The organism is Methylophilus sp. Leaf414 (assembly GCF_001425425.1).
In the GTDB taxonomy this organism is placed as follows: Bacteria; Pseudomonadota; Gammaproteobacteria; order Burkholderiales; family Methylophilaceae; genus Methylophilus.
Genome location: NZ_LMQQ01000004.1, coordinates 172,788 through 185,437 on the forward strand (window position 1 = coordinate 172,788; position 12,650 = coordinate 185,437).

The following is a 12,650-nucleotide window of genomic DNA, read 5'->3' on the forward strand; positions in this document are numbered from 1 at the left end:
AAGTTAATTGCAAATTTCATTGATGAATGTATATTCAAATCAAATATTAGAAAATATAAATAATATAGTTTCAGGGCGATTTCCCAGTTTTTTAAGCGTTTTTTGAAGTTCTTATTATTTCTAATTGAGGAGACCCATATGAAACAACTTAGTAAATTTGCAGTTGCATTAAGCTTGGCTTTCGGATGCTCGCAGGCTTTTGCTGCGGCTTCTATTTTTGTGACAGAACCCGGTGGCGATGGATTCAATATCGAAACTGGTGGTTTCAATGGTTCAAGCTACGAAATCACCAAAATCGTTTTTGATTTCAGTAATACTATAACAGCGGATGGAAGTAGTCTGATCATCGATGGAACCCCAACATCCGTGACGAATCCATCAGGCGGCACAGCTACATTCTTCGGTAGCGGTTCCGTTTTCGGTTTTGATTTCACAAGTTTCAATACTTTTGAGACATTCAGCTTCAAATGGGATCCAGATTCAGCCTTGAATGGCTCTTATGGTGCTACAGGTGTTGATTTCATAGGTGGCATTGTCACGGCTTACACAACAAACGGCCTGTATTCAGGCAGCTTTCAGTTAGTAGGCGGTGGTCCGGATGTGGCAGCAGCACTTACACCAGTACCAGAACCAGTAACTAGCGCAAGCTTCCTTGCTGGCTTGGGTCTTTTGGGGTTGATCGCAGCTCGCCGTCGTTCATAGTTCGATCTGCATATAAAAAGCCCGTCACAATGTGATGGGCTTTTTTTTTATTTTTTATTAAAGCACAAACTTAGGTTTAGCATTTATCAGACATATCTTTTCACGAACGCTGGACTGGACATGACCGTCAAATCGCTTTCTGTTTTTAGGAGTAAGGTCATTACGAGGATATTACGGAAAATTTGTTAATAAACATCAGGTTTTTTTTCCAGTAACGCAATATTTATGGGCTTGTATTAAGTTACACAGGGTTTGCTATTGTCGGGTTTATATACGTTAGGTATCATTGATAATGATTCTTATTAATAATCCATTATGTCAATGCCAGACCCAGCTGTACAACAGCAATTTCACCATTTGTATAGCACTCATCATCGCTGGTTGAAAGCCTGGTTGCGAAAAAAAATGTCCTGTCACCATACTGCGGCGGATCTTGCACAAGATACCTTCCTGCGGTTAATTGTTTCAGATAAAAAGCCGTTGCCAGAGCAGTCCCGTGCTTATCTCACGCAAATAGCCAAAGGTTTGATGATTGATCTTTACCGACGTCAGCGTCTGGAATTGGCTTATCAGGAATGGCTGATGCAATTGCCAGCAGTTGAGACGCCATCCCCCGAGCAGCAAGTGATAGTGTTGCAAACTTTGATCCAGTTCGACAAAGTGCTGGATCAATTGCCTTCAAATGTACGCGAGACGTTTATCCTTTCACGCTTCGAGCATCTTACCTACAGTGAAATTGCTAATCGACTAGGTATTTCTGTAGCCGCCGTTCGTAAATATATGCTGAAAGCCACACAAGCCTGTATGGAGTTGGTATGAGCCGACCGCGTGCCATGAATCCCTCAGCTGATTATGCACATGCCCAGCAACAGGCATTGGAGTGGCAGGTCGTATTGTGGTCTGGCGAAGTGACTGCCGATGAGCAGCAATTGTTTGAGGAGTGGCTGACTTCGAGTGATGTGAATCAACAGGCCTGGCGTGAAATCGGCGTGATGCAGAAAAAGCTGCAATTAGTGCCTGACCGCGCGGTTGAGTTACTAAAAGAAAAGATCCATTCGGCCAAAAGACGCCGATTGCTGCAGTTGCTGGGGCTGGCTGCTGTAACGGGTGGCACAGTGCCTATCGTACGTAAGAGTGAAAGCTGGCAAACGCTGGCTGCCGATTACCGTACGCATACCGGCCAGCAAGAAAAAGTTGTGCTGGCTGATGGCAGCCAGTTGGTGATGAATACAGCAACGTCAGTGGATATCGCCTACAGTGACCATGAGCGTAGACTCATCTTGCACCAGGGGGAAATTTATATCAGCACCGCGCCAGATGCGAGTCAGGCGAGGCCGTTCTTGGTACAAACGCGACATGGCACTGCCCAGGCACTGGGTACACAATTCAATGTCCGACTCAAACCGCATGAAACCAGGGTAGCTGTGCATCAGGGGCAAGTAAAGTTGAGACCGGAAAATGAGATGTATAGCCTGGTGATTGCCAGTGGCCAGCAGGCCGGATTCTCCAATGATGCTGTGACTGCTTTATCGCCCAACACTAATGAAAGCGCCTGGCTCGATGGGCAACTGGTGGCAGAGCAAATGCGCCTGGGTGCTTTCCTGGATGAGCTCAACCGTTACCGTTCCGGTGTGATTCGCTATGATCAGGTCGTGGCCAATATGGTGGTTTCCGGTGTGTTCCCCTTGCTGGATACGGACAGGGTATTGCAATCTTTATTACAGGCTTTGCCATTGCGGATAGATTATTTTTCCAGATATTGGGTAACTGTACATGCCACTTAAATGTGACTCGATGAAAAAAATACTGCTTCAGGTGTAGCATTTTTATTTTCTCGTTCGGGATAGGAGAGAAGACTACTTTTTCAACGAGGAAATTTCCATGTCCCACTCAGTTCAACATCAGGCGAAATTGCCTGTGTTCCGACTCCGCCAGCTAGCTGGTTTACTATTGCTCTCCGGTATGGTGTCTATGGCTTATATGCCACGCGCCTATGCAGAAGTATCGCAACATGCGAATACCGCCGTCCAGTCATTCGATATTGCGCCTGCATCTTTGGATCAGGTGCTGAACACCTATGCCAAACAAACTGGCATATTGCTGGTGATTGATGCCAAGTTAACCCAAGGCAAGCAAAGCCGCGGATTGCATGGGCAATATGAAGTATTGCCAGGCTTGAATGCCATCCTAGGAGGCAGTGGCCTGCAAGCAGTCACGCAGGAGAATGGTAGCTATAAATTACAGAAGGCTGTACAACCATTACCCGCATCTTCCAGCAGCGTGGATACATTACCTGAGGTGGTAGTGGCTGATGCAAAAGTGAAGGAAGAAAATAAAGTCTATGCCGGGTCGCAAGTAGCACGTCAGGGTAAGGCGGGCATATTGGGGCAACGCGATTTTATGGATGTTCCGTTTAATGTCACTAACTACACTGAAGAGGTTATCGCTAATCAGCAGGCACGCAGTATTGGTGATGTGCTGCAAAACGATCCTTCAGTCCGGCAGACCAGTGCACGTACCAATATCAATGAAGACTTTTCCATCCGCGGCTTCACGGTAGCCAGTCAGGATATTGCATTAAATGGCATGTATGGGTTAATGCCGTACTTCAGAGTGCCTGTTGAAATGGCCGAGCGCGTTGAAGTGCTGAAAGGCCCAAGCGCTTTACTCAATGGCATGCCACCCAGCGGTAACGTCGGCGGCAGTATCAATATTGTTCCCAAACGTGCAGCTGATGAGGCGTTAAGCCGTTTCGGCGTGACTTATATGGGTGATTCCGTATTTGGCGGGACTGCTGATCTTGGTCGTCGCTTTGGTGAAAACAATGCATTTGGTGTGCGTTTGAATGGCATGTATCGCAAAGGGGATACCACCATTGATCAACAGAGGCTGGAAGAGTTTATGGGCAGCCTGGCGCTGGATTATCGCGGCGAACGTTTACGTGTCACGGCTGATTTCATTAATCAGCAGGAGACGATTAATAAAGTAGTCCGCCAGTTTACTGTAGATGTTGGATTAACCAGCATGCCAAGAGCGCCAGATAACAAACTCAATTACCCAGGATACGGACGCTCGCAAATGAAAGACCTCTCCATGGTATTGCGAGGTGAGTATGACATCACTGATGCAATCATGGTATATGCAGGTGTTGGTAGCCGTAATAGCCAGATGGATGCAGTAGCAGGCAACCCTGTGCTGACGAGTGCTAATGGTAACTTTAACTCTACAGCCATGTGGCAACTGTTTGAGGTGAAGTCAGAATCCTTTGAGGCCGGTAGCCGCGTCAAATTCAGCACAGGCCCGGTGGGTCATCAAGTCAGTGCTGGTGTCACCAAGGTGAACCAAAACACTAATATTCATTTCGTGCCTGTCTCCGGCAATATCGACAACAATATTTTTGCACCGGTGTATATCAGCACACCAAGCACCTCAGGCCTGAATGACAACATGGTTAGGTTTGGTGCAACATCGCTGACCAGTTATGCCTTAGCAGATACACTATCTTTCCTGGACGAAACACTCCAAATCACACTAGGTGCAAGGCATCAGAGCGTAGAGCAACAGGCGTATAACCTTCCCCTTGGAAACAAGGCAGGAGCCAAATATAGTCAGGGTGCACTCACGCCAGTGGCTGGCATCGTCTTTAAGCCATGGGAACGCGTCTCTTTGTATGCCAACTATATTGAAGGCTTAAGTCAGGGCCAGGTCGCACCAGTTGGTACCACCAATGCCGGGCAAACATTCTCTCCCTATAAAACCAAACAAAAAGAAGCCGGCGTCAAAATGGACTGGGGCAAAATTGCAACGACAGTCAGTGTGTTTGAAATTGAACGTCCTAGCGCGGTCACTGTAAATAATACTTTCAGTGTGAGCGGTGAACAGAGAAATCGTGGTGTGGAGTTCAATGTCTTTGGCGAAGTTGCTGATGGTCTACGCTTGCTAGGCGGTGGCGCCTATACACACGGTGAGCTGGTTAAAAATCAGGATAGTGTTTTAAATGGCAATACTGCAATTGGCGTGCCTGACTGGCAAGTAAGCCTGGGTGGCGAATGGGATCCAGTGGCTGCCAGTGGTTTGACATTGACTTCCAAGGTCATCTACACCAGCAAGCAATACGTGGATCAGGCTAATAATCTTTCCATCCCAAGTATCACTCGGTTTGATATAGGCGCCCGTTATAAAGCTAAGTTGAATGACACGCCTGTGACGTTACGAGCCAATATCGAAAACCTGTTTAACCGCGATTACTGGAATACTTCCAATGAAGGTTATCTCTATCTCGGCATGCCACGTACTTTGTTGCTGTCGGCAACGGCTGATTTTTAGTCACTCGGCGATAGGTTAGATAAAAAAGTAATCTTATGACTATCCGCAAGTGGTATCTGATTCACAAGTGGACCAGCCTGATTTGCACAGCATTTTTACTGATGCTGTGCATCACTGGGTTGCCTTTGATCTTTCATGAAGAAATCGAGCATTTGGTTGGCGTGGTGGAAGCCCCAGCCATGCCGGAAAACACGCCCAATATCAGCCTGGACAAAGTGGCCGAGGCTGCGAGAAAGCAGCGGCCTCAGGATGTGATCCGTTTCATGTTCTGGGAACAGGATGAGCACCCGAATGTGACCTTGGTTTCCATGGCGAAAACGATGGATGCCTCCCCGGATGATTCCAATATCGTGCTCATAGATACCCGCACGGCCAAAGTGCTTGATGCACCGCCACCTGAGCGTGGTTTTATGTATGTCATGCTGAAATTACATGTGGATATGTTTGCCGGCATGCCCGGTATGCTGTTTTTAGGATTGATGGGGTTGCTGTTCGTGGCCGCAATCGTTTCGGGTATTGTGCTCTATCACCCGTTTATGCGGCGACTGGACTTCGGCACTATTCGTCGGGAGAAACAGGCCAGGCTCAAATGGCTGGATATCCATAACCTGCTGGGTGTGGCTACCTTGATCTGGGCATTGGTAGTGGGGCTGACTGGCACAATTAATACCCTGAGCCAGATTGTTATTTTTGTCTGGCAAAGTGACCAAATGGCAGAAATGATTGCGCCTTACAAAGGGCTGCCGCCGCCCACCCAATTGGGTTCCCTGCAGGACTCAATAGAGACCGCCAAAAAAGCGGTTCCGGATATGCATGTCAGCTTTGTCGCATTTCCGGGCAGTATGTTTTCCAGCCCGCATCATTACACGGTATTTATGAAAGGCAATACGCCTGTCACTTCACGTTTACTGCGCCCAGCCTTGGTGGATGCGCAAACTGCAAAATTAACCGATACCAGGGAAATGCCCTGGTATGTGAAAACCCTGCTGCTTTCGCAACCACTGCATTTTGGTGATTATGGTGGCTTGCCGCTGAAAGTGCTGTGGACCTTATTGGACCTGGTGACGATTGTGGTACTGGGTAGCGGCTTGTATCTATGGATCAAACGGCGACAGCATACCGAGCAACGGATAAGCGAACTGGAGCAGAAGCATGCGCAACGGGTTTAACAGGAGACATGATGAATAAGCGCTTTGTCGGTATATGGGGTTGGCCGATGTTGCTCGCAATACTGACGGCATTCGGGTTGCTGTCCGCATTATTAGGGACAGGTATCTGGCACTGGCTCTCGTGGGTTGCAATAGCTATCCCATTGTTGATGATTGGTTATTATTGGCTAATCAAATGAGACTCAAAAAAGACGCGATGATCACGCGTCTTTTTTGTTTCATCGTTTATATTGCATGCTTTCAAGTGAATGAGCTTAACAATTCCTGTTTTTTGCCTGTCAAAACATACACATGAGATTCAGTCTTTCAGACTTTATCTAAGTCTGCATAGTGGTGCAGCTTGCATTTAAAGGTACTATCTACCCTCACCAATCCAAGAGATAAAACTCCCTAATGCAAAGTGAAGTAAAAGAGCCCATCAGATACGCCGTAGTTGCGGCTGTTCAGCTACCCAATGTGAGTGATATCGAGTTTGAAGCCTCTTTGAACGAGCTGCGCGAACTGGCAAAAACGCTGGGCTACAAAATCGTAAACACATTTGTGCAAAAGCGCACCAGCTTTGATACCACCGGCTATCTTGGGATAGGTAAGCGCGAGGAAATTCGTGATTACGTCAGCATTGAGTCTACCGAGGATGAATCTCAGTCGCTGGATGCCCAGTTACCCACTATTGAGGCCGTCCTGGTTGACCACGAAATTTCGCCGGCCCAGGCGCGTAACCTGGAAATTGAAGTGGGCTGCGAGGTGATGGATCGCACCATGGTCATCCTCGAAATCTTTCATCGCAATGCCCGCTCACGCGCCGCACGCGCCCAGGTAGAGATTGCCCGTCTTGGCTATATGGCGCCACGTTTGCGCGAGGCAGCGAAACTGGCTGGTCCACAAGGCCGTCAGCGCAGTGGGGCGGGTGGCCGCGGGGCAGGTGAGTCGCACACCGAGCTGGACAGGCGCAAGATTCGCGACCGCATTGCCGATCTGCAGCAGGAAATTATCGTGATGGATGGCGAGCGCAGGACACAACGCGCCCGCCGTCAGGAGCGCCAGACGATGGCGAGTGTCGCCCTGGTCGGTTATACCAACGCCGGTAAATCTACCTTGATGCGCGCACTCACTGGCAGCGAGGTGCTGGTGGCGAATAAGCTTTTCGCCACACTGGACACCACGGTGCGGGCCCTGTACCCCGAGAGTGTGCCACGCGTGCTGGTCAGTGATACGGTCGGCTTTATCAAGAACCTGCCGCATGGCCTGGTCGCCTCTTTCAAGTCCACGCTGGATGAGGCGCTGGATGCGTCATTGCTGCTGCATGTGATTGATGCAAGCGATCCCGGCTTTGAGCGCCAGCTTGAAGTGACAGATAAAGTACTGGAAGAAATCGAAGCGGACGATGTGCCGCGTATCAGGGTGTTTAACAAGATAGACTATGTTGGCGATGCCACGGCGCAAGCCGAGTGCGAGGCTGCCCTGCGCCTGAAATACCCGGATTGCATAGTGATGAGTGCCCGCCGCCCGGATGAAGTGGCGGCGCTCCGCCAGAAGCTGGTCGACTTCTTCCAGCAGGACCTGGTTGAAGCCGAGATTTTTGTGCCCTGGTCAGCACAACAACTGCGCGGCAAAATTTACAGTACCTGTCAGGTAGTGAGAGAGCGCTCGGAGGATGACGGCACTTTTTTCACTGTGCGTGGCGAAGTCAACGATATCGATAGCCTGCGTGAACAGTTAACACAGTTAGAGTGATGACAGTCACTTCCGACCCTGAGCCAATTCAATAAACGCCTGCACATAATCAATCTGGGTATCGGTCTCGCGGATACCCAGGTAGATCTGTTTGGCGATGCCCTGTTTGCCTAGTTTCACCGGCGTCACATCAAACCTGCTTTGATATTCCTCCACCAGCCAGCGCGGTAAAGCGGCTACCCCACGGCCACTGGCCACCATTTGCAGCATGATGTCAGTGGTTTCAATCGGTTTATGCACGTGCGGGCTGATGCCCGCCGGTTGCAGAAACTGGTTATAGATATCCAGCCGGTCTATCTCGACCGGGTAGGTGATCAGCGTTTCGTTGCTTAACTGTTCAGGCACGACATAGGCCGATTTTGCCAATGGATGCTGATGATTCACCACTAGCACTTGTTCATAATCAAATACCGGTTGAAATACCAGGCCAGGTTTGTATAACGGGTCCGGCGTGACCAGCATATCGATCTCGTAGCCAAACAACGCGCCTATGCCACCAAACTGGAACTTCTGTTTTACGTCCACATCCACATCCGGCCAGTCGGCCAGGTAGGGTGACACTACTTTCAGCAACCACTGGTAGCAAGGATGGCATTCCATACCTATGCGTAAGGTGCCACGCTCTCCCTGGGCAAACTGGCGCAGGCGCTCTTCGGCCAGCGATAACTGTGGCAGCAAACGGTTGGCAACGGCCAGCATATATTGCCCGGCCTGGGTCAGGCGCAAACTGCGACCCTCGCGTAGCCAGATATCCGTGCCCAGTTGCTGCTCCAGTTTTTTGATGGAGTGGCTCAGAGCAGATTGCGTGAGAAATAATTTTTCAGCCGCTGCTGTCAGCGAGCCTTGCCGTTCAACCTCACGAATAATCGCCAAATGGATACGTTCAATCATCGTTTATGTATGAATAAAATTAATCGATAGTTGAAATAATACCATTTTACTTCATAGATTGTGTTTTCTAGAATGCGTGTTCTTAACGATTACAGGCGAGACAACCATGGTCACCACACACAATCTAGGATTTCCGCGCATAGGCGCAAAACGTGAACTGAAATTTGCCCTTGAGGCGTACTGGAAAGGGCAGTCTTCACTAGAGGCTTTAAAGCAGATCGGCAAAGATTTACGCCAGGGTAACTGGGCGTTGCAGGCTAGTTTGGATTTAGCGCCTGTAGGTGACTTTGCATTTTATGACCAGGTGCTGGACATGAGTTTTACCCTGGGTAATTTGCCAGCACGTGTGCAGGACTTTCATGGCGACCAACTGGATAATTACTTCCGTGTCGCGCGTGGCCGTTCCACAGCGTCTGGCGAAGAGCATGCACATTGCTGCGGCGGGGTTACTGCCGGGGAAATGACCAAGTGGTTTGATACCAACTACCACTATATCGTGCCTGAATTCACCGCTGAGACCCAATTCAAGCTGGATGCGACTCGTCTGCTCGAACAATTAGCCGAAGCTAAAGCGCAAAACGTCAAAGCGAAACCAGTGCTGGTTGGCCCTGTGACTTACCTGGCGATTGGTAAAGTCAAGGATGACTCAAACCGGCTAGCCTTGTTGCCACAATTGCTGCAAGTGTATACAGAGTTGCTGGAGACATTGGCCGCGCAAGATGTGGAATGGGTGCAGATTGACGAACCACTCCTGGTAACCGAGCTGGATGCGGAATGGCAGCATGCATTTAACCTAGCCTACCACCAGTTAAAGAGCTGCCGCGTCAAGTTGATGGTCGCCACTTACTTTGGCCAACTTGCCGATAACCAATACCTGGCCGCCAATTTGCCGGTGGCTGGCCTGCATATGGACGCCATCAACGCACGTAGTGAAGTCGTGTCTTTGATTGGCATGTTGCCTGCGCATAAAGTGCTTTCAGTCGGCGTCATCAATGGGCGCAATATCTGGAAAACGGATTTGAATGCCACACTGGACTGGATGGAACCGATTGCAGAACGCCTCGGTGACCGCTTGTGGTTGGCGCCTTCTTGTTCTTTGTTGCATGTCCCTGTGGATCTGGAGAGTGAGCAAAAGCTGGATAGCGAGATTAAATCCTGGCTGGCGTTTGCCACCCAGAAACTGCAAGAATTAAATATTCTGGCTACCGCCTTGAATCATGGTCGAGCCGCAGTCAAAGACCAGTTGGCAGACAATCAGGCCGCGATTGAAGCACGTCGCAGTTCACAACGCGTCCATCTTCCGCTGGTGAAAGCTGCGTTGCAAAAACTGACGCCACGATTAGGTCAGCGCAAGAGTGCTTATGCGCAACGTGCGGCCAAACAGGCGGCATTGCTCAAGCTGCCTAAATACCCGACCACCACCATTGGTTCTTTCCCGCAAACTGCTGAGATTCGTCATGCCCGCAGTGAGTTCAAGGCAGGGCGCCTGGATGAGGCTGGCTACAAAAAAGCCATGGAAGTTGAAATTGCCCGTAGCGTCAAAGAACAGGAAACCCTGGGGCTGGACGTATTGGTGCATGGCGAAGCCGAGCGCAATGACATGGTGGAATATTTCGGTGAGCAGCTGGATGGCTATGCGTTTAGCCAGTTCGGCTGGGTGCAGTCTTACGGTTCACGTTGTGTGAAACCACCTATTTTGTTTGGTGATATCAGTCGTCCTCAAGCGATGACCGTGGAATGGATCAAGTATGCCCAATCACTGACCAACAAACCGATGAAAGGCATGCTGACCGGCCCGGTGACGATACTGAACTGGTCATTTGTACGCGATGACCAGCCGCGTTCTGTCTCATGCTACCAGCTGGCATTGGCAATACGCCAGGAAGTGCTGGACCTGGAAAAAGCCGGCATCAGTGTGATCCAGATCGACGAAGCGGCTTTGCGGGAAGGGTTGCCATTGCGCAAGTCGCAATGGAATGAATACCTGCAATGGGCAGTGGAGTCATTTCGCATCACCGCCAATGGCGTCGCCGATGAAACACAGATTCATACCCATATGTGTTATTCGGAATTCAACGATATCATCCAATCGATTGCAGACATGGATGCCGATGTGATTACCATTGAAACCTCGCGTTCAGATATGGAGCTGTTGGATGCATTTGATGGCTTCAACTACCCGAACGAGATCGGGCCTGGCGTTTACGATATCCACTCACCGAATATCCCTAGCGAGGCACATATTGTGCAGTTGATGCAAAAGGCCGCCGAGCGTATACCTGCGGAGCGTTTATGGGTCAATCCGGATTGCGGCTTGAAAACACGCCAATGGGCGGAAGTGTTGCCGGCGCTGAAGAATATGGTGGCAGCGGCTAAAACGTTGCGGGCAAACGCTTAGTGAGTCTGTTTTAAGCGTATTTTTGGCTAAAAAGCGCTGATATCCGTAATAGATATCAGCGTTTTCTTTTTATAGCTGGTCATTAAACCTACCAGCGGCGGCTCAGCATAAAGTGCAGCACAATCGCCTCATTACGGATTTCCGAGTCGCCTAGCAATGCACTGTTGTATTTTACGCTGACCGGCAGCATCCACTCCACGCCACCGGTTGCAAGCCAGTTCTGGTCTATCTTGCGCGCGGCACCGAACGTCAGGTGATGCTCTAAAATGCCAGCCAGTAACGGGTTGGTAGTCTCACGTGGAATCGGGTTTTTGCCATAGTTGTGGCCCGCATAAATGGTCGTGCGGTCATCCCAGTTGTAAGCAACGCCGGTGGCGACCACCCACTGGTTTTTCCAGTCGGCAGGGTTGGTTGAACCATACACAGCAGGTGCTAAAGAATTGTTAGGGTTGGTGGCGCGTAATTTCACGTCATTGATCGCATCATCCCAGTTAAGCCAGTTTAGCTTGAATGAAAGCAGCCAGGCATCCGCCGGTTTGAACGCCAAACCGACAGCGACTTCACGAGGCAATGCGAAGCCTTTGACTGAGGCATCGGAATACTTCACCTTACCTAATCCTGCGCCGGTGAAATCAGCTACTAATGAGCCGCCAGTAAGTGGTAATTCAGTCTTTTCGCTATAAGCGGCAGCCAGGGTTAATGTTGGCGTGACACGATATTGCATGCCTAGCTTGAACCCTGTGCGTATCGCCGATGCATCTTCTAACTTATAGCCAATAAAGGGCGCAGCAGGGACTGAGGTATTGGCAAAAAAATCCTGCTCTATGCTTGCATAGACAAAGTTCAAGCTGGCCCCGATTGAAAGTTTCTCGTTCACTTCGCAGCCAATGCCGGGAATAACCTTAGCGATACCGAACAGTGATGATAAATCATCGCGATTGCCAAACGGGGTACGGATTTTATCGAATACACCACCGGCACCACCTTGTGCAAAGAAACCTACACCCGCCGTGCATGATGTGTCTTCAATCGGGCGCGCATAACCACCGCCGCCTAGAGGCGTGTAACGGTTAGAGGCATGTTCTTCGTTGCGGGGGTCTTTATGCACCAAGTCGGTGGTGCGCAGTATCGAGCCGAACATGTCCAGCAGCGGTGCCTTGATCTGCGTCAGCCCGGCCGGATTGGTATTCAGCGCGCTGGTGTCGCGTGCAACTGCTACATCAGCACCGGCCATCAGGCTGGATTCAGCACCAAAGCCGATCAGGTTGATGCCGTTGGTGGCATGTGCAGCACTGCCAGTGATAGCCAAAGTCAGGGCGGTTGCCAGGCGAATCGTGGAGAAATTGAAGTAAGTCATTGCGAGTGTGGTTTTCGTTAGTGGCTTATAGTTTTACATAAACAGGCAAAACAGTATCGCGATAATAGAGCGG

Annotated in this window: 10 protein-coding genes; 8 read left to right on the forward strand and 2 right to left on the reverse strand. The window is 49.8% G+C overall.

What is annotated here, in order from left to right; genetic code table 11:
• Positions 1-138: 138 nt before the first annotated feature.
• From ASG24_RS09840 to hflX, 7 genes are all read left to right on the forward strand, one after another.
• Positions 139-702 carry a PEP-CTERM sorting domain-containing protein gene (locus ASG24_RS09840; RefSeq protein ID WP_055870817.1) on the forward strand — a complete coding sequence of 188 codons (564 nt, stop codon included), beginning with the start codon at positions 139-141 and terminating at the stop codon, positions 700-702.
• Between the two features lie 321 nt (positions 703-1,023).
• Positions 1,024-1,521: a sigma-70 family RNA polymerase sigma factor gene (locus ASG24_RS09845; RefSeq protein ID WP_055870820.1), complete on the forward strand. Its 498-nt coding sequence runs from the start codon at positions 1,024-1,026 to the stop codon at positions 1,519-1,521.
• The gene (locus ASG24_RS09850) at positions 1,518-2,486 is read left to right on the forward strand and encodes a FecR domain-containing protein (RefSeq protein WP_055870823.1); all 969 of its coding nucleotides are present in this window, start codon (positions 1,518-1,520) and stop codon (positions 2,484-2,486) included. The genes ASG24_RS09845 and ASG24_RS09850 overlap by 4 nt, the downstream gene beginning before the upstream one ends.
• Before the next feature lie 97 nt (positions 2,487-2,583).
• The gene (locus tag ASG24_RS09855) at positions 2,584-5,028 is read left to right on the forward strand and encodes a TonB-dependent receptor (protein ID WP_055870827.1); all 2,445 of its coding nucleotides are present in this window, start codon (positions 2,584-2,586) and stop codon (positions 5,026-5,028) included.
• Positions 5,029-5,063: 35 nt separating this feature from the next.
• Positions 5,064-6,197, forward strand: coding sequence for a PepSY domain-containing protein (locus ASG24_RS09860; protein WP_055870830.1), 1,134 nt, complete (start codon positions 5,064-5,066; stop codon positions 6,195-6,197).
• Positions 6,198-6,205: 8 nt separating this feature from the next.
• Positions 6,206-6,376: a hypothetical protein gene (locus ASG24_RS14715; RefSeq protein ID WP_162241163.1), complete on the forward strand. Its 171-nt coding sequence runs from the start codon at positions 6,206-6,208 to the stop codon at positions 6,374-6,376.
• 214 nt (positions 6,377-6,590) lie between these two features.
• The gene (gene hflX / locus ASG24_RS09870) at positions 6,591-7,931 is read left to right on the forward strand and encodes a GTPase HflX (protein ID WP_055870836.1); all 1,341 of its coding nucleotides are present in this window, start codon (positions 6,591-6,593) and stop codon (positions 7,929-7,931) included.
• A 6-nt stretch (positions 7,932-7,937) separates the two neighbouring features.
• On the opposite strand, the gene ASG24_RS09875 is transcribed toward hflX, so the two are convergent.
• Positions 7,938-8,822, reverse strand: a complete 885-nt coding sequence (locus tag ASG24_RS09875) for a LysR family transcriptional regulator (RefSeq protein ID WP_055870840.1) — start codon at positions 8,820-8,822, stop codon at positions 7,938-7,940.
• A 106-nt stretch (positions 8,823-8,928) separates the two neighbouring features.
• Here ASG24_RS09875 and metE point away from each other — a divergent pair, with 106 nt between their 5' ends.
• Positions 8,929-11,220 carry a 5-methyltetrahydropteroyltriglutamate--homocysteine S-methyltransferase gene (metE, locus tag ASG24_RS09880; RefSeq protein WP_055870843.1) on the forward strand — a complete coding sequence of 764 codons (2,292 nt, stop codon included), beginning with the start codon at positions 8,929-8,931 and terminating at the stop codon, positions 11,218-11,220.
• 88 nt (positions 11,221-11,308) lie between these two features.
• Here metE and ASG24_RS09885 read toward each other — a convergent pair whose 3' ends face one another.
• Positions 11,309-12,577, reverse strand: coding sequence for an OmpP1/FadL family transporter (locus tag ASG24_RS09885; protein WP_055870846.1), 1,269 nt, complete (start codon positions 12,575-12,577; stop codon positions 11,309-11,311).
• Between the last annotated feature and the right edge of the window lie 73 nt (positions 12,578-12,650).